16 protein-coding genes are annotated in these 18,909 nt (G+C 69.4%); 3 read left to right on the top strand and 13 right to left on the bottom strand.

Features of this window, described 5'->3' with window-relative positions; all coding sequences use genetic code 11:
* Positions 1–69: 69 nt before the first annotated feature.
* A complete protein-coding gene (gene metK, locus AC1RRS_RS04680) occupies positions 70–1,293 on the top strand; it encodes a methionine adenosyltransferase (RefSeq protein ID WP_492854147.1) in 1,224 nt (407 codons plus the stop codon).
* 92 nt (positions 1,294–1,385) lie between these two features.
* Positions 1,386–2,066, top strand: a complete 681-nt coding sequence (gene trmB / locus AC1RRS_RS04675) for a tRNA (guanosine(46)-N7)-methyltransferase TrmB (protein WP_492854146.1) — start codon at positions 1,386–1,388, stop codon at positions 2,064–2,066.
* 93 nt (positions 2,067–2,159) lie between these two features.
* Here the strand turns inward: trmB and AC1RRS_RS04670 are convergent, their stop codons facing one another.
* The 10 genes from AC1RRS_RS04670 to mutS all read right to left on the bottom strand — a co-directional run bounded on the left by AC1RRS_RS04670 (position 2,160) and on the right by mutS (position 14,415).
* On the bottom strand, positions 2,160–2,567 hold the full coding sequence (locus AC1RRS_RS04670) for a Fur family transcriptional regulator (protein ID WP_109101055.1): 408 nt from the start codon (positions 2,565–2,567) through the stop codon (positions 2,160–2,162).
* Between the two features lie 47 nt (positions 2,568–2,614).
* Positions 2,615–3,067 (bottom strand): GNAT family N-acetyltransferase, encoded by a 453-nt coding sequence (locus AC1RRS_RS04665; RefSeq protein WP_492854145.1) that lies wholly within the window; start codon positions 3,065–3,067, stop codon positions 2,615–2,617.
* Positions 3,064–3,708 carry a tRNA (adenosine(37)-N6)-threonylcarbamoyltransferase complex dimerization subunit type 1 TsaB gene (gene tsaB / locus AC1RRS_RS04660; protein ID WP_492854144.1) on the bottom strand — a complete coding sequence of 215 codons (645 nt, stop codon included), beginning with the start codon at positions 3,706–3,708 and terminating at the stop codon, positions 3,064–3,066. Before tsaB ends, AC1RRS_RS04665 begins: the two co-directional genes overlap by 4 nt.
* A gap of 2 nt (positions 3,709–3,710) precedes the next feature.
* Positions 3,711–4,370 (bottom strand): DUF1131 family protein, encoded by a 660-nt coding sequence (locus AC1RRS_RS04655; protein WP_492854143.1) that lies wholly within the window; start codon positions 4,368–4,370, stop codon positions 3,711–3,713.
* Positions 4,371–4,439: 69 nt separating this feature from the next.
* Positions 4,440–5,027: a malonic semialdehyde reductase gene (locus AC1RRS_RS04650; protein WP_487291593.1), complete on the bottom strand. Its 588-nt coding sequence runs from the start codon at positions 5,025–5,027 to the stop codon at positions 4,440–4,442.
* A 101-nt stretch (positions 5,028–5,128) separates the two neighbouring features.
* Complete coding sequence (locus tag AC1RRS_RS04645) at positions 5,129–5,710, bottom strand: NifU family protein (RefSeq protein WP_492854142.1); 582 nt, start codon at positions 5,708–5,710, stop codon at positions 5,129–5,131.
* Between the two features lie 73 nt (positions 5,711–5,783).
* On the bottom strand, positions 5,784–6,818 hold the full coding sequence (gene trpS / locus AC1RRS_RS04640) for a tryptophan--tRNA ligase (protein WP_110118416.1): 1,035 nt from the start codon (positions 6,816–6,818) through the stop codon (positions 5,784–5,786).
* 163 nt (positions 6,819–6,981) lie between these two features.
* Positions 6,982–8,619 (bottom strand): murein biosynthesis integral membrane protein MurJ, encoded by a 1,638-nt coding sequence (gene murJ / locus AC1RRS_RS04635; protein ID WP_492854141.1) that lies wholly within the window; start codon positions 8,617–8,619, stop codon positions 6,982–6,984.
* 192 nt (positions 8,620–8,811) lie between these two features.
* On the bottom strand, positions 8,812–11,634 hold the full coding sequence (locus AC1RRS_RS04630; protein ID WP_492854140.1) for a [protein-PII] uridylyltransferase: 2,823 nt from the start codon (positions 11,632–11,634) through the stop codon (positions 8,812–8,814).
* A 78-nt stretch (positions 11,635–11,712) separates the two neighbouring features.
* Positions 11,713–14,415 (bottom strand): DNA mismatch repair protein MutS, encoded by a 2,703-nt coding sequence (mutS, locus tag AC1RRS_RS04625; protein ID WP_492854139.1) that lies wholly within the window; start codon positions 14,413–14,415, stop codon positions 11,713–11,715.
* 192 nt (positions 14,416–14,607) lie between these two features.
* Between mutS and AC1RRS_RS04620 the strand changes: the two genes are divergently transcribed.
* The gene (locus tag AC1RRS_RS04620; RefSeq protein WP_492854138.1) at positions 14,608–14,847 is read left to right on the top strand and encodes a hypothetical protein; all 240 of its coding nucleotides are present in this window, start codon (positions 14,608–14,610) and stop codon (positions 14,845–14,847) included.
* A 71-nt stretch (positions 14,848–14,918) separates the two neighbouring features.
* On the opposite strand, the gene dnaJ is transcribed toward AC1RRS_RS04620, so the two are convergent.
* From dnaJ to dnaK, 3 genes are all read right to left on the bottom strand, one after another.
* Positions 14,919–16,070: a molecular chaperone DnaJ gene (gene dnaJ, locus AC1RRS_RS04615; RefSeq protein WP_492854137.1), complete on the bottom strand. Its 1,152-nt coding sequence runs from the start codon at positions 16,068–16,070 to the stop codon at positions 14,919–14,921.
* Positions 16,071–16,113: 43 nt separating this feature from the next.
* A complete protein-coding gene (locus AC1RRS_RS04610; RefSeq protein ID WP_492854136.1) occupies positions 16,114–16,563 on the bottom strand; it encodes a hypothetical protein in 450 nt (149 codons plus the stop codon).
* Positions 16,564–16,764: 201 nt separating this feature from the next.
* The gene (dnaK, locus tag AC1RRS_RS04605; protein WP_487291604.1) at positions 16,765–18,669 is read right to left on the bottom strand and encodes a molecular chaperone DnaK; all 1,905 of its coding nucleotides are present in this window, start codon (positions 18,667–18,669) and stop codon (positions 16,765–16,767) included.
* Positions 18,670–18,909: the final 240 nt, after the last annotated feature.

Here is an 18,909-nt window from a genome sequence, read left to right as displayed (position 1 = left end):
TATATGTTCCCCGGCATGCTCGCGGGGCCGGTCGCCGCGTGGGCGCTGGTCCTAGCCGGAGCGTTCCACTTGAATCGTTCGTCCTACATCTTCACGAGTGAGAGCGTTTCCGAGGGCCATCCCGACAAGGTGGCCGACCGGATCAGCGACACCGTCGTCGACGCGTTCCTGGGCGTGGACCCCGAAGCGCGCGTCGCCTGCGAGACCCTGGTCACCACCAACCGCATCGTCCTGGCGGGCGAAGTGCGCGCCGGCAAGCCGGGCGGCGACAAGGCCGCCAACAAGCAGCTGACCAAGGACATCATCAAGTCCCTGGAACCCAAGATCCGCGCGGCGATCAAGGACATCGGCTACGAGCAGAAGGGCTTCCACTGGGAGAAGGCCAAGTACGCCTGCTACCTGCACGGCCAGTCGGCCCAGATCGCCCAGGGCGTGGACGCCACCGACAAGAAGGACGAAGGCGCCGGCGACCAGGGCATCATGTTCGGCTACGCCAGCACCGAGACCCCGGAGCTGATGCCGGCGACCCTGCAGTACAGCCACAACATCCTCAAGCGCTTGGCCGAGCTGCGCCATTCGGGCGAGCTGTCTGAGCTGGAGCCCGACGCCAAGAGCCAGGTGACCCTGGAATACGACGGCAACGGCGTGCCGCAGCGCGTCGTCTCGATCGTCGTGTCGCACCAGCACAAGAAGAAGATCGACGGCAAGGCCCCGACCTCCAAGCGCGTGCTCGACCTGATCAAGCCGCACATCCTGCCGGTCTTCCCCGAAGGCCTGATCACCAAGAAGACCCAGTGGCTGGTCAACCCGACCGGCCGCTTCGAGATCGGCGGCCCGGACGGCGACGCCGGCATCACCGGCCGCAAGATCATCGTCGACACCTACGGCGGCGCGGCCCCGCACGGCGGCGGCGCCTTCTCGGGCAAGGATCCCACCAAGGTCGACCGCTCGGCCGCCTACGCCTGCCGCTACCTGGCCAAGAACGTCGTGGCCGCGGGCCTGGCCGAGCGCTGCACGATCCAGATCGCCTACGCCATCGGCGTGGCCAGGCCGGTGTCGTTCCACGTCGACCTGCACCGCACGGGCAAGGTCGATCCGGCGGTGCTGGAAAAGCTGCTGCCCGAGCTGATCGGCGGCGCCACCCCGCGCGGCATCCGCGAGCACCTGCAGCTGAACCGCCCGATCTACGCCCGCACCGCCGCCTACGGCCACTTCGGCCGCACGCCGGACAACGAAGGCGGCTTCTCCTGGGAAAAGACCGACCTGGTGTCGGAGCTGAAGGGCCTGGCGTAGGCCCTTCCCTCCTTCGGAATTGAAGAGCGGGCCTCGGTCACAAGACCGGGGCCCGTTTTCTTTTCGCCTTCAAGCCTCTAAAGACCCGCCCCATGACCAATCCCCAACAGCCCCACGGGCCGCTGCGCTCGTTCGGCCGCCTGAAGTCGCGGCCGGTGAAGCCGCGCCAGCAGGCTCTGCTCGACAGCCTGCTGCCGACCATCAGCGTGCCGCACGAGGCCTTCCAGCCCCGCGACCTGATGCCCGACGCCAAGGAAGTCTGGCTGGAGATCGGCTTCGGCGGCGGCGAGCACATGGCCGCCCAGGCCGGCCGCCGTCCGGACGTGCTGGTGATCGGGGCCGAGCCCTTCGTCAACGGCGTGGCCAGCGCCGTCCGCCACGTCGAGGAACAGGCCCTCTCCAACGTCCGCATCCACGAGGGCGACGCCCGCGACGTGGTCGGCTGGCTGCCCGACGCCTCGATCGACCGCCTGTTCGTGATGTTCCCCGACCCCTGGCACAAGGCCCGGCACAACAAGCGCCGGATCATCCAGCCGGAGTTCGTGACCGAGCTGGCCCGGGTGCTGAAGCCCGGCGCGGCCTTCCGCTTCGCCACCGACTGGGCCGACTACGCCGAGTGGACGATCGAGCGGGTGCTGGCGGACCCTTCCTTCCGCTTCGCGGACGAGGGCTCCAACCGCCAGGCCATCCCGGCCGACCACGTCACCACCCGCTACGAGGAAAAGAAGCTGGGCGACTGCGCCCCGGTGTTCCTCGACTTCGTCCGGACCTGAGCCGCTCCCAAAGCCACCCCGGGGGCGCCAGGGTCGGACCCAAAAGAAAAGGGCGCGGGGTGAACCCGCGCCCTTTGTCTTGATCCAGGTCAATCACTCTTCGATCGGCACGCCGTAGAGTTCGAGCCGGTGATCGATCAGCTTGTAGCCGAGCTTTCGGGCGATCGCGTGCTGCAGGGCCTCGATCTCCTCGTCCACGAACTCGACGACCTTGCCGGTCTTCATGTCGATCAGGTGGTCGTGGTGATGGGTCGGGGTCTCTTCGTAGCGCGAGCGGCCGTCCCGGAAGTCGTGGCGCTCGATGATGCCGCTCTCCTCGAACAGGCGGACGGTGCGGTAGACCGTCGCGATCGAGATGTGCGGGTCGATGGCGTGGGCGCGGCGGTGCAGCTCCTCGACGTCGGGATGGTCGTCAGCCGACGACAACACACGAGCGATGACACGACGCTGGTCGGTCATGCGCATGCCTTTTTCGATGCAGAGCTTTTCGAGGCGGTCCAAAGCGCAATCTCCGTCGGGGGATTCGCGGCACAATAGGCAATCGCTTCTTAAGTGTTAAGCGCCCGCCGCATGACGACGGCGTCCTTGGCGCCGTCAGGATGGGGATAATAGCCCTTCCTGAGACCCACTTGCGAAAAGCCGGTCGCCTTGTAGAGCCCGATCGCCGCCAGATTGTCGGCCGCGACCTCCAGGAACAGGTCGAAGGCCTTGGCCTCGGTGGCGATCCCGGCCGCCATCTCGACCAGGGCCGCGCCCCAGCCGCGCCGGCGGGCGGCCGGATCGACGGCGATGGTCAGGATCTCGGCCTCGCCGGCGATCGCCCGGCACAGGATGAAGCCGCGCGGCGCTTCCGGCTCGCCCGAACCGCCCAGCACGGCGAAGACCCCGGGCGAGTTGAACAGGGCCTCGAACTCGGTCGGGCTCCAGGGGCGGTCGAAGGCCTTCTCGTGCAGGTCCGCCAGGTCCCAGCACGCTTCCAGTCCGACAGGGCGCAGATTCATGCGGCGGGCATCGTGGCGTAGGGCGCGCGCAGATAGAGCGGCCGGGGCGAATGGGTCGGCGCCGGCCGGGCGGCGGCCAGGCGGGCGATGGCGACGGGGTCGGCGGACGCGGGCGTCAGGACGGTCGCCTCGGGCAGCACGCCCTCCAGCAGGGGCGCGCCGGAACCCACCAGGGTCGCCGGACCGCCGGAATAGAGCTCCGCCAGGCGGGCCGTGGCCGCGCCCAGGTCGAGGGCGTCGGGAGCCATCAGGGCCGTCCCGCCGTCGAAGACCTGCAGATAGACCTGGCCCATCTTGGCGTCGAGGACGGCGGCGACGAAGCCCTTGGCCTCCGACGAGGCCGCCAGGGCCTCCAGGCTGTTGACGCCCACGCAGGGGATCGACAGGGCCTGGGCCAGGCCCTTGGCGAAGGACAGCCCCACGCGCAGGCCGGTGAAGGATCCCGGGCCGACGGTGACGGCGATGCGGTCGAGCTGGGAAAAGGCGATCCCGGCCTCGGCGGCGATGTCCTTGGCCAGGGGCGCGATGCGCTCCTGGTGGCCGCGGGTCATGGGTTCGGTGCGGGCGGCCAGGACGCGGCCGTCCTCGATCACGGCGACCGAGGCGGCCGCCAGGCAGGTGTCGACGGAAAGAACGCGCAAGGTCAGGCGGCCCCGACCTGGGCGGTCTCGGCCGGACGCCAGACGAATTCGTTGAGCTGGGCCTTGGCCTTCAGGGTCTTTTCGTCGGGCACGCCGCCCTTGGTCCAGCCGGGCACGCCGAAGACGTAGGACACGGTCGGGGCCTCGGGGCGCACGCAGACCACCGCATTGACCGTGCGGCCCTCGCCGGCCCGGCACTGGTCGACGGTGAAGCCCAGGGCCTCCCACTTGGCCAGCAGGCCCTCGCCCTTGGGACCGCGCACGTCGCCGGCCGCCAGACGGATCTCGGAAATGCCGCCGTCGGCGCCCTTGCCGATCTCCAGCAGCGGGACCTTGTCCTGCTCGACGACGATGATCGGCCCGGGCGGGCCCTCGCCGACATGGATGAAGGCGCTCTTGACCTGGGCCTTGGGGAACAGGGCCGCGATGGTCGGCTGGTCGAAGGCGGTGGCGGCGGTGATCGGTCCCACCCCCGCGGCGCCCACCTGCAGCGGGCCGCCGACATAGGGGGTGATCTTCACGGCGACGGGACCGTCGGCCGGCTTGCCCGCTTCCTGCTCGGCCTGAGGACCCGCTGCGGATTTGGCGGGAGTCTTTTCGGCGGGGCCGCAGGCGGCCAGCAGGGCCAGCGGGGCGGCGAGGAGCGCGAGACGAAGGGTCATGACGAGGTTCTAACGCCGAAGCGCGAAAATCGCACGCCATCGTGCGATTTTCGCGCCTTGGGTCGCACGTCAGACGATCGAGGCGGCTTCCTCGAAGTCGAGGCGCGGGCTGCGCGGGAACAGGTTCTCGTCGGTGCCGTAGCCGATCGAGGCGATGAAATTGCTCTTGATGTTGGTGCCTTCGAAGAAGGCCGCGTCGACGCCGGCGTTGTCGAAGCCCGACATCGCCCCGACGTCCAGGCCGAGCGCCCGGGCCGCGAGGATGAAATAGCCGCCCTGCAGCGAGCTGTTGCGGAACGCGCCCCATTCCTTGGCCACGGGGTCGCCGAACCAGTTCTTGGCGCCCGGCGCGTGCGGGAACAGCTTGTCGAGGGTTTCGGGGAAATCGAGATCGTAGCCGACGATGACGGTGACCGGGGCCTGGCGGATCTTCGGGCCGTTCGAGCCCGACGACAGGGCGGCCAGCTTTTCCTTGGCTTCCGGGCTGGTCACGAAGACGAAGCGGGCCGGGGTCGAGTTGGCGGCGGTCGGGCCGAACTTCACCAGGTCGTACAGCTCACGCAGCACCGCTTCGGGCACGGGGTCGGACTTCCAGCCGTTGCGCGTGCGCGCCTCGGTGAACAGTTGGGCCAGGGCGGCGGTGTCGAGCTTGGACATCAGCAATCCTTATAGGGAGCCATAATAGCAACTTATAGAGTTACAGTATGGTGTTCCCAGCGGATCACGGCAAGGCCGGCGATGCGCGCCGGGACCGAAAATCAGAGCGTCTGCTCGACCCGGGTCACTTCCGGCACATAGTGCTTGAGCATGTTCTCGACGCCCGACTTCAGCGTCGCCGAGGACGACGGGCAGCCCGAGCAGGCGCCGCGCATGTGCAGCCACACGACGCCCGTGGCCGGCTCGAACTTGCTGAACACGATGTCGCCGCCGTCCTGGGCCACGGCCGGGCGGATGCGGGTGTCGAGCAGTTCCTTGATCTCTGAGACGATCTGAGCCGCCTCCTCGTCATAGACGCCGTCGTCGTCGTGGCCGCTCTCGACCTGGTCCAGCAGCAGCGGGCGGCCGCTGGTGAAGTGGTCCATGATGGCCGCCAGGATCGGCGCCTTCAGGTGCGGCCACTGGGCGTCCTCGCCCTTGGTGACGGTCAGAAAGTCCGGACCGAAGAACACCCGGGTCACGTCGCCCAGGCGGAACAGGGCGTCGGCCAGCGGCGAGGCCTCGCCTTCCTCCGGCGTTCGGAACTCCCGAGCGCCCCCAGGCGAATCCGGGCCCAGCACTTCGCGGCCAGGCAGGAACTTCAGGACCTCGGGGTTGGGCGTGGTTTCGGTCTGGATGAACATGGGCGAGATGTGGCGCTTGAATGAGTGAAGAACAAGGGGGCGCGGCGTCGCGCCCCCTCCGAAGGGTCTGCGATCAGGCGCCCCAGAAGCCGACCAGCTTCTTGACCTCGGCCACCGTCGGGGCGGCGACCTCGCGGGCCTTCTCGGCGCCGGCGGCCAGGATACGGTCGAGCTCGCCCTTGTCGGACAGCAGGCCGCGCATCTTCTCGCCCACCGGAGCCAGCTTCTCGACCGCCAGTTCGGCCAGGGCCGGCTTGAAGGCGCCGAAGCCCTTGCCGGCGTAGTCGGCCAGCACCTCGGCCTTCGAGCGGCCCGACAGGGCCGCGAAGATGCCGACCAGGTTGTCGGCCTCGGCGCGGGTCGCCAGCTCTTCCAGGGTCTCGGGAAGCGGCTCGGGGTCGGTGCGGGCCTTCTTGATCTTGCCGGCGATGGCGTCGGCGTCGTCGGTCAGGTTGATGCGGCTGTAGTCCGACGGATCGGACTTGCTCATCTTGGCCGAGCCGTCGCGCAGGCTCATGACCCGCGCGCCCGGACCCTGGATCAGCGGATCGGGCTGCGGGAAGAAGCCCGGGGCCTTGAAGTCGTGGTTGAACTTCTGGGCGATGTCGCGGGTCAGCTCCAGGTGCTGCTTCTGGTCCTCGCCGACCGGCACGTGGGTGGCCTTGTAGATCAGGATGTCGGCGGCCTGCAGCACCGGATAGGTGTAGAGGCCCACGCTCGAGCGCTCCTTGTGCTTGCCGCTCTTCTCCTTGAACTGGGTCATGCGGTCGAGCCAGCCCAGGCGCGCGACGCACTGGAAGATCCAGGACAGTTCGGCGTGCTCTGGCACGGCCGACTGCGGGAAGATGGTGGCCTTGGCCGGGTCGAGGCCGGCGGCCAGATAGGCCGCGGCGATCTCGCGGGTCTGGTCGGCCAGGGCTTCGGGCTCCTGCCAGACGGTGATGGCGTGCAGGTCGGCGACGAAGATGAAGGTGTCGATCTCGTGCTGCAGGCGGGCGAACTTCACCAGCGCGCCGAGATAGTTGCCCAGGTGAAGGGCGCCCGAGGGTTGGACGCCGGACAGCACGCGGGACGGACCCGTATAGGCGACGGGAGCTTGATCGGTCATGGCTTCAGCCTTGGATGTCGGAAACGGGCGATATGGCGAGGCGCGCGAAGGCGCCGGCCGCATCCGGGGACGCGGCGATCAGGTTCAGGACAAGCCACGCCATCGCGGCGCGTTGGAACCGATGCAAGCCATGCGTGCTCGTTACCGGGCCTGAGGCCTCGGATCAAGCCTTGCCCCGCCGCAGGACCGCCTTCAGCTCGCTGGGCTTGACCCCGCCGAACAGGAACAGCAGCGGCGGATAGAGCGCCGCGCCGGTCAGGCAGGTCAGGGCCAGGGCGAACTCCTTGGCGCCGATGGCGTGGCCGGTCAGGCCGATACCGCGCAGCGGGGCCTCGATCAGGTGACGCCAGTGCGAGGCGGCGGCCAGCAGCAGGGCCATGCCCAGGCTGGCGGCCAGGATCCGCGCCAGGCGCGACCAAGTGTCGAGCGAAGGGTTGTAGTCCTTCTTGCGCCACAGGCCGAAGGCCATCTGGCCGACATTGAGCCACGAGGCCACGGCGGTGGCGGCGGCGATGCCCTTCACCCCCATCAGCTGGAACAGCAGGAGGCCCAGGCCGATGTTGACCGCCACCGAGATCAGGGCGAAGCGCATCGGGCTCTTGGTGTCGCCGCGCGCGAAGAAGGCCCGCGAATAGAGCTGCTGCAGCACGAAGGCCGGGGTGCCCAGGCCGTAGAAGAACAGGGCCGCCGCCGTCTGGCTGGCGTCGAAGGCGGTGAACTCGCCGCGCGTGTAGAGGCCGTCCGACAGGAAGCCCGGCATGGCCGCCAGGGCGGCGGCGGCCGGCAGGGTCAGAGCCATGGCCAGGGCGACCGCCTGGTCCATCGCCCCTTGGGCGTCCTCGCGGTCGCCCGAGTGCACGGCGCGCGACAGGCGCGGCAGCAGGGCGACGCCGATGGCCACGCCCACCAGGCCCAGCGGCAGCTGGTACAGGCGGTCGGCGGTGGCCAGCCAGGTGCGGCCGCCGGGAACGTGGCTGGCCAGGGCCCCGGAGATGAAGATGTTGACCTGGGTGGCGCTGGCCGCCAGGGCGCCGGGAATGGCCTTGCCGATCAGTTCGCGCACTTCCGGCGTCAGGCGCGGCAGCCGCCAGTGGACCTTGGCCCCCGACTTGTTGACGCCCCAGGTCAGCAGGGCGGCCTGGGCGACGCCCGCCACCACCACGCCGACCGAACCCCAGGTCGCCGCCGAGACCGCCGTGGTCTGGGGCAGGATGAAGGCCAGGGTGAAGATGTTCAGCAGGATCGGCGCGCCGGCCGACAGGATGAAGCGGTCGCGGGCGTTCAGCACCCCCGACAGGTGGGCCACGATCGCCATGCACGGCAGGTAGGGCATGGTGATCTGGGTCAGCAGCACCGCCAGCTTGTACTTCTCGGTGCCCCAGCCGAAGCCGGGGCTGATCAGCATCATCAGCCACGGCATGGCCAACTGGCAGATCACGGTGATGATAATGGTCGAGGCCGCAAGCGTGGCCATGGCGTCGGCCGCCAGGATGTCGGCCTTCTCCTCGCCGTCGCGCTGCAGAGACTTGGCGTAGGCCGGCACGAAGGCCGCCGCGAAGGCGCCCTCGGCGAAGAACCGGCGGAAGAGGTTCGGGAAGGCCAGGGCGGCGTTGTAGGCGTCGGCCGCCGGGGTGGCGCTGGCGCCCATCCGGTACGACACGGCCAGGTCTCGCGCGAAACCCATGAACCGGCTGACCAGGGTTAGGCCGGAATAGATCGCCGACGACCTGAACAGTCCTCCGCCCTTCTTGGCGGCGGGAGCAGGCGTCGGTTCGGGCGCGGCGGCGGGAGTGTCGGTCACGTCCGGCTTCTGGGCGCTCGGAGAACAGGCGTCAAGCTACGGCGCGGAGGCTGCATCGAGGTTTCACCGGAACTGCACCAGAAGACCCCCTCCGGCCCTCCGGGCCACCTCCCCCAGAGGGGGAGGATCTGGTCGGCGCGGCGTCAAGATGCTCCCCCTCTGGGGGAGCTGTCGCGGAGCGACTGAGGGGGTCTACCGCGCCACGCTGGCCCGCGCCCGCTTCAGGCCCGGACGGGTGCTGGGCGCGCCGGCTTCGTTCTGCTCCAGGGCCGCCAGCAGGTCGGCCTTGAGGGTCGAGATCTTGCGGCTGTCGCCCAGCTTCCCGCCCTCGGCGGTCTGGACGTAGAAGGCGTCGACCGCCCGCTCGCCATAACCGTCGATATGGGCCGACTGGATGGACAGGCCGTTGTCGGCCAGGGTGCGGGCCAGGGCTTGCAGCAGACCAGGCCGGTCGCGGCCCGAGGCCTCGACGACGGTGGCCTCGTTGGAGGCCTCGTTGTCGACCACCACGGTCGGGGCGATGGCGAAGGCGGCGGTGCGGGCCAGTTCCGCGCCGCGCCGGCTCTCGACGCTGACGCCCTCGCCGCGCCCGGCGGCTTCCAGGGCGTCGGCAAGGCGGCGCAGGGCGCGCGGGTTCTCGCAGCCGAGCGGCGCGCCGGTGACGTCCTGCACGTAGAACACGTCCAGCGCCTGCCCCTGGCGGGAGGTGAAGACCCGCGCCCCGACGACGTTGCCGCCCAGGGACGAGATGGCCAAAGCGAGGTCGGCGAACAGGCCGCGACGGTCCTTGGCGGCGATGACGACCTCGGCGGCGTTGGAGCCCGAGGCCACCCGGCCCTCGGCGGCGGCCCCGCCCTGGATGGCGGCGCGGCGGGCGAGCGCGGCGTGGTCGAGCAGGTCCTGCGAGCCGAAGGCCCCGAAATAGGCGTCCTCCATGGCCGCGGCCCAGCCCTTTGCGGCCGGATCGGCGGCGACCAGGGTTTCGCGCGCCCCGGCGGCGGCGGCTTCCTGGTGGCGCTGGACGTGGATGGCCGCGTCGCTGCCGCGCCCGCCGCGGAAGACGGCCTCGGTAGCGTTGTAGAGCTCGCGCAGCAGCTGACCCTTCCAGCCGTTCCACACCCCCGGCCCCACGGCCCGGATGTCGGCGACGGTGATGACCAGCAGCAGGCGCAGGCGCTCGGGGTTCTCGACGATGCGCGCGAAGGCCGCCACCGTGCCGGGATCCGACACATCGCGCTTCTGGGCGAAATCGCTCATCACGAGGTGGTTCTCGACCAGCCAGGCGACCAGCTCGACCTTGCTGCGCTCGACGCCCAGGCGCTCGCAGGCGCTGCGGGCCGATCGGGCCCCGGCCTTTTCCTGGCCGCCGACCCCGCCCTTGCCGGTGTCGTGCAGCAGCATGGCCAGGAACAGGGCCTCACGGTCCTCGATCAGCGGCATGATCGACACGGCCAGCGGATGGTCTTCCGACAGGCGGCCTGCGGCCATGTCGCCGATCAGGCCGACGGCCCGCAGGGTGTGCTCGTCCACCGTGTACGAGTGGTACATGTTGAACTGCATCTGGGCCACGACCCGGCCGAACTCCGGGATGAAGCGGCCCAGCACGCCGGCGTCGTTCATCAGGGTCAGGGTGCGGTAGCTGCGCTTGCCCCGCGCCAGAAGGTCGAGGAAGGCCTGGGTGGCGTGCGGGTCGCGGCGCACCTTCGAGGTGATGAGGCCGAGGTTGCGGGTCACCGCCGTGAAGGCGTCGGGATGCAGATCCAGGTCGCGCTCGTCGGCGATCTTGAACAGGCGGATCAGGTTGACCGGGTCGCGCTCGAAGACCTCCGGCCCCTCGATATTCAGCCGGCCGCCGTCCTCGTAGAAGCCCGGCGCGTCCAGGGCCTTGCGCTTGGGCTTGCCGCCCGGGAGGAAGCGCGAGATGCCCTTGGGCTCGTTCTTGAAGTGCTCGGCCTCCAGCTTGGCCGAGAAGGCGCGGGTCAGGGCCCCGACCTCCTTGGCGATCAGGAAGTAGCGGCGCATGAAGCGCTCGACCGCCGGGGCGTCGCCCCGGTCGCCATAGCCCATGCGGCGGGCGATCTCGGGCTGCAGGTCGAAGGTCAGCCGCTCTTCGGGCCGGCCGGTCGTGAAGTGCAGGTGGGCGCGCACCGCATGCAGGAAATCGAAGGCGCGGATGAAGGCCTTGGTCTCGCGGCTGGAGAACAGCTCCAGCTTGAAGACGTCCTCGGGCTTGTCGACCGGATGCAGGTACTCGGCGATCCACACCAGGGTGTGCAGGTCGCGAAGACCGCCCTTCCCTTCCTTGACGTTGGGCTCGACCATGTAGCGGCTGGCGCCGGCGCGGGCCTGGCGGTCGTCGCGCTCCTTGAGCTTGGCGGCCACGAACTGCTGGCCGGTGCCCTTCATGACCTCGTCGCGGAAGCGCCTCTTGAGGTCGGCCGCCAGGCGCTCGTCGCCGGTCAGGCGCCGCGCCTCGAGGATCGAGGTGCGGATCGTGAAGTCCTCCTTCGACAGGCGGACGCATTCCTCGATCGTGCGCGAGGCGTGGCCGACCTTGAAGCCCAGGTCCCACAGCGCATAGAGCATGTACTCGATCACGCTCTCGACGTGCGGCGTCTGCTTGTAGGGCCGCAGGAACAGGAGATCGATGTCGCTGAACGGCGCCAGGGTGGCGCGGCCGTAGCCGCCCACGGCCAGCAGGGCCAGGCGCTCGCCCTCGGTGGGGTTGCGGGCCCGGAACACGTGCACCGTCGTGAAGTCGTAGAGGGCGGTGATCACCTCGTCGGTGACGCCGCTGAGCAGGCGGGCGGTCTCGACCCCGCTGGCGCCGTTCTCCAGCCGCTCCTTGGCGATCATCCGGCCGCGGAACAGGGCCTGCTTGAGGATCTCGATGGCCCGGGCGCGCTGGGCGGCCTCGTCGCCGATGGCGTCCAGCGCGGCGGCCGACAGGCGCGCGCGCAGGGCGTGGCCGTCGACGACATGTTCCAGGGGCGTGGGGCGAAGGCGACGGGGCATGGCGGTTATATGGTTACCCCAACGAGACGGCCAAAGCAGCCGCCGTGAGCGGCCGCCGCCATGCTCCTATGATTGATCTCAAGCCTTGAGCAGACCCTTAAGACGATAAAGCGCCTCCAGGGCCTCGCGCGGGCTCATGCCGTCGACATCGAGGTCCTTGAGGGCCGCATCGACGACACTGGGCGCCGAAACCGCAGGCGCCGCCATGACCGGGGCCGAGGCCGCGAACAACGGCAGGTCGTCGAGCTTGGCCGGTGATTCGGTCTTGCTCTCCAGGCGGTCGAGCACCTCCTTGGCGCGGGCGACCACCTGCGGCGGCACCCCGGCCAGCTTGGCCACCTGCACGCCGTAGGAGCGGTCGGCCGGACCGTCGGCCGCCTCGTGCAGGAAGACCAGGTCGCCGTTCCACTCCTTGGCCCGGAGGCTGAGGTTGGAGACGTACGCCATCCGCTCCTCCAGCGTCGCCAGCTCGTGATAGTGCGTGGCGAACAGGGCGCGGCAGCGGTTGGTGTCGTGCAGCGACTCCGCGCAGGCCCAGGCGATGGCCAGGCCGTCATAGGTGGCGGTGCCGCGGCCGATCTCGTCGAGGATGACCAGGCTGCGGGGCGTGGCCTGGGTCAGGATGGCGGCGGTCTCGACCATCTCCATCATGAAGGTCGAGCGGCCCCGGGCCAGGTCGTCGCCCGCGCCGACGCGGCTGAACAGCCGGTCGACCACGCCCAGCCGGAAGCTCTTGGCCGGCACGTAGCAGCCCGACTGCGCCAGGATCGCCAAGAGGGCGTTCTGGCGCAGGAAGGTCGACTTACCGGCCATGTTCGGGCCGGTGACGATGGAAAGACGCGCGGCGACCTCGCCGGCGGCGTCCAGCCGGCAGTCGTTGGGGGTGTAAGGGTCGCCGGCGCGGCGCACGGCGGCCTCGACCACCGGGTGGCGGGCGGCCTTGGCCTCGAAGGCCAGCGACTTGTCGACCACCGGGCGCACGGCCCCGGCGTCCTCGGCCCATTCGGCCAGGGCGGCGGCGACGTCGAGGCGGGCCAGGGCCTCGGCGGCGGCCTGGATCGGCGCGGCCAGGGCGGCGGCCTCGGCGCGCCAGTCCTCGAAGGCGGCCACTTCCATGGCCAGAGCCCGCTCGGCGGCCTGGGCGATGCGGGCGTCCAGATCGGCCAGCTCCACCGTGGTGAAACGCACCTGGTTGGCCAGCGTCTGGCGGTGGATGAAGGTGGCGTTCAGCGGCGGCTGGAACAGCGGGTCGGCCTTGCCGGCCGTGGCCTCGACGAAATAGCCGAGCACGCCGTTGTGGCGGATCTTCAGCGGGACGCCCGCCTCTTGAATGAGCCGCTGCTCGAGCGCGGCCACGACCCGGCGGCTGTCGTCGCGCAGGGAGCGGGCCTGGTCGAGCTCCGGACGCACGCCCGGGGCCACGAAGCCGCCGTCGCGGGCCAGGGCCGGCAGGTCGGGGCCAAGGCCGGCTTCGAGGGTGCTCAGGAGCTGCGAAATCCCCTGGTGCAGCGACGGGGTCAGGGCCGAGAGCGCGCCCTCCAGCTCGACCGGCGGCGGCGACAGCGGGTCGCCCGAACCGCCGACCATGCCGGCCAGCTTCTCGCCGGTCTTCAGGCCGTCGCGCAGGCAGGCCAGGTCGCGCGGACCCCCGCGCCCCAGCGCCAGGCGGGCCAGGCCCCGGGCCATGTCGCCCGCGCCCTTCAACTGCTCGCGCAGACGCTCACGCAGGGAGCGGTGATCGACGAACCACTCGACGGCGTCCAGGCGCTGGTCGATGGCGGCTGGGTCGAGCAGAGGCCGGGCCAGGCGCGCAGCCAGCATGCGCGCGCCGCCGGCGCTGACCGTGCGGTCGATGACCGCCAGCAGCGAGCCGTTGCGGTCGCCGCCCTGGGTGCGGTCGATCTCCAGGCTGGAGCGGGTGGCCGGGTCGATCGACATGACGTCGGCCTCGGCCGCGCGGCGCGGGGCGCGCAGGGCCGGCAGCTTGCCGGCCTGGGTCATCTCCAGGTGCGCCGCGATCAGGCCCAGAGCCCCCACCTCGGCCGGCGACAGGCCGCCGAAACCGTCCAGGGTGTCGACGCCGTAGAGGCGCTTGACCCGGGTCTCCGAGGCCTGCGGCTCCGATAGCGCCGAGGGCATGGGCTGGATCAGCCCGCCGCAGATCTTCAGGGTCTGGGCCAGGTGATCGTCGGCCAGCAGGCGGTCGGCGATCAGGGTCTCGGACGGCGACAGGGCCGCCAGCAGCGGGCCGACCCCGTCCTTGCCGGTCGAGAAGCACTCGACCTCGCCGGTGGAGAGCTCGACGGACGCCACGGCGGCCTGGCCGGCGCGGATGGCCACGGCCGCCAGGCGGTTGGCCCCCCGGGCGTCCAGCAGGCCATCCTCGGTCAGGGTGCCCGGCGTGACCACCCGGACGATGTCGCGGCGGACCACCGACTTGGAGCCGCGCTTCTTGGCTTCGGCCGGGTCTTCCATCTGCTCGCAGACGGCGACCTTGAAGCCCATGCGGATCAGCTTGGACACATAGGCCTCGGCCGCGTGGTGCGGCACGCCCGCCATCGGGATCGGCTGGCCGTTGTGGTTGCCCCGGAAGGTCTGCGAGATGCCCAGCGCCGCCGCCGCGCGGATCGCGTCGTCGAAAAACAGCTCGTAGAAATCGCCCATCCGGAAGAACAGCAGCGCGTCGGGCTGCCGGGTCTTCATGTCGAAGAACTGCTGCATCACCGGCGTGGCGCCGGTGGCGTCGAAGGTCTGAGTGGGCGGAGAAACCGGGGCGTTCATCCGACCGGAAACTACAGAGCGTCGCGGTTTTCGTTAAGGGGTGCGACGGGGGTTTTTCGGATCCGCACGCGGTAATTACTTGCAGAATTTGCAAGTTATCCGACCGCGTGACGCGAGCGCCTCAGAACCATGCGCCGGACGATTGCCCCGTCGATAACCCAGCCATAAGTTCTCGCCGAACGCGGGGGCGGCATGAGCGGCGACGAGAGCACCTACAGGCCCGACTGGCTGCGCAAGCCGACGGCCGATCAGATGGCCGAGTACTATCCGGAGCGGGCCCAGAAGGACGAGGTCGGCGGTTCGGCCGTCATCCGGTGCAAGGTCGGGATCGCGGGACGGCTGAACACCTGCGAAGCCATCAAGGAAACACCCGAGGGCTACGGCTTCGGCCTGATCCGCGCCCTGAAGGCCGATCGCCGGACCGATCTCTAGGCCCGTTCAGACGCGAAAAGGCCCGCCACAAGGGCGGGCCCATCCTGCAACCACATCGGGGCCGTCCGGCCTCAGCTGCCCGTCACTTCTTCCCAGAAGCGCTTGGCCTTGCCGACGAAGTTGGCCGACTTGGGGTTCTGCTTGTCGTCGCACAGGCCGGCCAGCTCCTTGAGGAGCTCCTTCTGCCGGGCCGACAGGTGGGTCGGGGTCTCGACGAACAGCTCGACCACCAGGTCGCCGCGCTGGCGGTTGCGCAGCGACGGCATGCCCTTGCCCTTCAGGCGGACGGTCTTGCCGGTCTGGGCGCCTTCGGGAACCTTGACGCTGACGCGGCAGGTGCCGTCGCAGGTCTCGCCGCCCTTCAGGCACGGGGCCTCGATCTCGCCGCCGAGGGCGGCCACAGTCATCGGCACCGGCACGGTGCAGAGCAGATCCAGGCCGTCGCGCTCGAAGAGCTCGTGCGGGGTCACCGACAGGAAGAGGTAGAGGTCGCCGCGCGGACCGCCGCGTTGCCCTGCGTCGCCCTCGCCCGCCAGGCGGATGCGGGCGCCGTCGTCGACGCCGGCCGGGATGCGCACCGACAGGATGCGTTCCTTGCGGACCTGGCCGTGGCCATGGCAGCCGGCGCAGGGGTCGAGCACCAGGCGGCCCGAGCCGCCGCAGCGGGGGCAGGCGCGCTCGACCGAGAAGAAGCCTTGGGTGGCGCGCACGCGGCCGGCGCCGCCGCACGAGCCGCAGACGGTGGGGCTGGTGCCGGGCTTGGCGCCGGAGCCGTCGCAGACCTCGCAGGTCATGGCCGCGGGGACGGTGATCTCGACCTCGGCGCCGGCATAGGCCTGCTCGAGGCTGATCTCCAGGTCGTAGCGCAGGTCCTGGCCCCGTTGCGGGCCATTGGACTGGCGACGGCCGCCGCCGAACATCTCGCCGAAGACGTCCCCGAACACGTCGCCGAAGATGTCGCTGGCGTCGAAGCCCTGGCCGCCGCCGGGACCGCCCTGCGGGCCGTTGACGCCGGCGTGGCCGAAGCGGTCGTAGGCGGCGCGCTTCTGCGGATCGGAGAGAACCGAATAGGCCTCGTTGATCTCCTTGAACCGCCCGCTGGCGTCCTCGCAACCGCCGTTGCGGTCGGGGTGGTGCTGCATCGCCAGCTTGCGGAAGGCGGACTTCAGGCCCGCGTCGTCGCAGGTCCGGTTCACGCCGAGGATTTCGTAATAGTCGCGCATCGGCCTTACATCTCGCCGCGGAAAACGGCTCGACCGCTCCGCGTCAGGTTAACGCTGTTCCAGGCTTTCGCCGCGTCACGGCTCGGGATTTCTGCCAGGCCGACTGGATCAGGCTCCAGGCGATGACAACGACCAGAACGAGCCAGAACGAATAGCCAAGCAGATATTGAATGGGATGGATCTGATAGGCGGGAAGCGGGTCGGGCAGAAGCCCGGCCTTCTGGGCGATGGCGATCTTTTCCGGCGTCAGGACGTAGTAGGCCTTGTCGTCCCCGGCCACGCCCAAGACGTAGCCGTCGTCCTTCAGATAGAGGCCGCCGCCCAGCCAGTAGGTGGTGATCTTGTTGCCCAGATAGAGGCGCTCGCCGCTCGGCCCGGGAAGCGAGACCGGCGCGATCCGCTGGACCTCTTCCCGCTTGCCGAAGCGCGCGGCGCTCGCCGCCGTCGGCACGAGCAGCATCAGTCCCAGCAGCAGGACGACGAGACGCTTCATGATATCCCCCAACCATAAGATTAGGGAAATCTACCGACGCAACCCTGCGATTGCAACGACGGGACGCGCTATGCGCCCCTGGGGAGCGCGGCGATGGAAGAGCTTTCGACATCGGCCTGATCGCTACTGACACCCGGATGAGGTGGGGGACGGGGAACCCCGGCGCAAGACGTTCGCGCCCGGGTTCCCCGCGACCCTTGGTCACGCGGCCGGCTTGTCGTTGCCGTCGACTTCCTCGAACTCGGCGTCGACCACGCCGTCGTCCGCGGCGGCTTGCGCGCCGTCAGCGCCCTCGCCGTCCTGCTGCGAGGCGTACATGGCTTCGCCCAGCTTCATCGAGGCCTGGATCAGCGCCTGGGTCTTGGCCTGGATGGCCTCGACGTCTTCGCTTTCCAGAGCGGCCTTCAGTTCGGTGATCCCGGTCTCGATGGCGGCCTTCTCGGGCGCGCCGACCTTGTCGCCGTGATCGGCCAGGGCCTTCTCGGTCGAGTGCAGGATCGCCTCGCCCTGGTTCTTGGCCTCGACCAGCTTCTTCTTCTGCTCGTCGGCGGCCTTGTTGGCCTCGGCTTCCTTGACCATGCGCTCGATGTCCGCGTCCGACAGGCCGCCATTGGCCTGGATGCGGATCGAGTGCTCCTTGTTGGTCGCCTTGTCCTTGGCGTGGACCTGGACGATGCCGTTGGCGTCGATGTCGAACGTGACCTCGATCTGCGGCACGCCGCGCGGCGCCGGCGGGATGCCCACCAGGTCGAACTGGCCGAGGATCTTGTTGTCCACGGCCATCGGGCGTTCGCCCTGGAACACGCGGATGGTCACGGCCGACTGGTTGTCGTCGGCGGTCGAGAAGGTCTGCGAGCGCTTGGTCGGGATGGTGGTGTTGCGCTCGATCAGCGGGGTGAACACGCCGCCCAGGGTCTCGATGCCCAGCGTCAGCGGGGTCACGTCGAGCAGCAGCACGTCCTTGACGTCGCCTTGCAGCACGCCGGCCTGAACGGCCGCGCCCAGCGCCACGACTTCATCGGGGTTCACGCCCTTGTGGGGTTCGCGACCGAAGAAGTCCTGCACCGCCTGCTGGACCTTGGGCATGCGGCTCATGCCGCCGACCAGGATCACTTCGTCGATGTCGCTCTTCTTCAGGCCGGCGTCCTTGAGGGCCTGTTCGCACGGACCGATGGTGCGGGCGATCAGGTCGTCGACCAGGGCTTCCAGCTTGGCGCGCGACAGCTTGATGTTCAGGTGCAGCGGGCCCGAGGCGTTCATGCTGATGAACGGCAGGTTGACCTCGTACTGAGCCGTCGAGGACAGCTCCTTCTTGGCCTTTTCCGCCTCTTCGCGCAGGCGCTGGAGGGCCAGCTTGTCCTTGCGCAGGTCGACGCCCTGCTCCTTCTTGAACTCGTCGGCCAGGTAGTCGACGATCCGAAGGTCGAAGTCCTCGCCGCCCAGGAAGGTGTCGCCGTTGGTCGACTTCACCTCGAACACGCCGTCGCCGATCTCAAGGATCGAGACGTCGAAGGTGCCGCCGCCGAGGTCGTAGACGGCGATCTTCTTGCCGTCGTTCTTATCCAGGCCGTAGGCCAGGGCCGCCGCGGTCGGCTCGTTGATGATCCGCAGCACTTCCAGGCCGGCGATCTTGCCGGCGTCCTTGGTGGCTTGGCGCTGGGCGTCGTTGAAGTAGGCCGGAACGGTGATGACGGCCTTGGAGACCGGCTCGCCGAGGTGGGCTTCGGCGGCTTCCTTCATCTTCTGCAGGATGAAGGCCGAGACTTCCTGGGGCGAGTAGTCCTTGCCGTGGGCCTTGACCCAGGCGTCGCCGGTCGGACCCTTGACGATCTCGTAGGGCACCATGCCCTTGTCCTTCTCGACCACCGGGTCGTTCGCGTTGCGGCCAATCAGGCGCTTGATCGCGAACAGGGTGTTGGTCGGGTTGGTCACGGCCTGGCGCTTGGCGGGCTGGCCGACCAGGCGCTCGCCGTCCTCAAGGAAGCCGACCACCGACGGGGTGGTGCGAGCGCCTTCGGCGTTCTCGATCACCTTCGGGTTCTTGCCGTCCATGATGGCCACGCACGAATTCGTGGTGCCAAGGTCGATACCGATAATCTTGCTCATGTGTGGTGCCTGCAGCTCCTCGAATGGCGGACGGCGGTGACAAGGGCCTCATGAAAGCGCCCCGGTTTTTCTCGGTCCGTCCCCGTTGGTCGCGTTGATCCAAAATCCTGCCGCCCGCGAACGGGCGAAAGGAGAGGGTTCAATCGAAGTTGACGAGCCCGTCAACCCCGCTTCGATGCCCGATATGGGGGATACGCAGCGACCCGCAAGCCCATTCCCGCAGGGAAAGAAGGGGAATCT

It is taken from the genome of Caulobacter sp. GW821-FHT12A07 (genome assembly GCF_058807655.1).
This window is presented reverse-complemented; position numbering and strand designations above follow the sequence as displayed.

Excerpts from the sequence above, each read along its gene's own strand:
- trmB (WP_492854146.1), top strand. The coding sequence starts at position 1,386 with ATGACCAATCCCCAACAGCCCCACGGGCCGCTGCGCTCGTTCGGCCGC.
- AC1RRS_RS04665 (WP_492854145.1), bottom strand. The coding sequence starts at position 3,067 with ATGAATCTGCGCCCTGTCGGACTGGAAGCGTGCTGGGACCTGGCGGAC.
- AC1RRS_RS04655 (WP_492854143.1), bottom strand. The coding sequence starts at position 4,370 with ATGACCCTTCGTCTCGCGCTCCTCGCCGCCCCGCTGGCCCTGCTGGCC.
- AC1RRS_RS04650 (WP_487291593.1), bottom strand. The coding sequence starts at position 5,027 with ATGTCCAAGCTCGACACCGCCGCCCTGGCCCAACTGTTCACCGAGGCG.
- AC1RRS_RS04645 (WP_492854142.1), bottom strand. The coding sequence starts at position 5,710 with ATGTTCATCCAGACCGAAACCACGCCCAACCCCGAGGTCCTGAAGTTC.
- trpS (WP_110118416.1), bottom strand. The coding sequence starts at position 6,818 with ATGACCGATCAAGCTCCCGTCGCCTATACGGGTCCGTCCCGCGTGCTG.
- AC1RRS_RS04630 (WP_492854140.1), bottom strand. The coding sequence starts at position 11,634 with ATGCCCCGTCGCCTTCGCCCCACGCCCCTGGAACATGTCGTCGACGGC.
- mutS (WP_492854139.1), bottom strand. The coding sequence starts at position 14,415 with ATGAACGCCCCGGTTTCTCCGCCCACTCAGACCTTCGACGCCACCGGC.
- AC1RRS_RS04620 (WP_492854138.1), top strand. The coding sequence starts at position 14,608 with ATGAGCGGCGACGAGAGCACCTACAGGCCCGACTGGCTGCGCAAGCCG.
- dnaJ (WP_492854137.1), bottom strand. The coding sequence starts at position 16,070 with ATGCGCGACTATTACGAAATCCTCGGCGTGAACCGGACCTGCGACGAC.
- AC1RRS_RS04610 (WP_492854136.1), bottom strand. The coding sequence starts at position 16,563 with ATGAAGCGTCTCGTCGTCCTGCTGCTGGGACTGATGCTGCTCGTGCCG.
- dnaK (WP_487291604.1), bottom strand. The coding sequence starts at position 18,669 with ATGAGCAAGATTATCGGTATCGACCTTGGCACCACGAATTCGTGCGTG.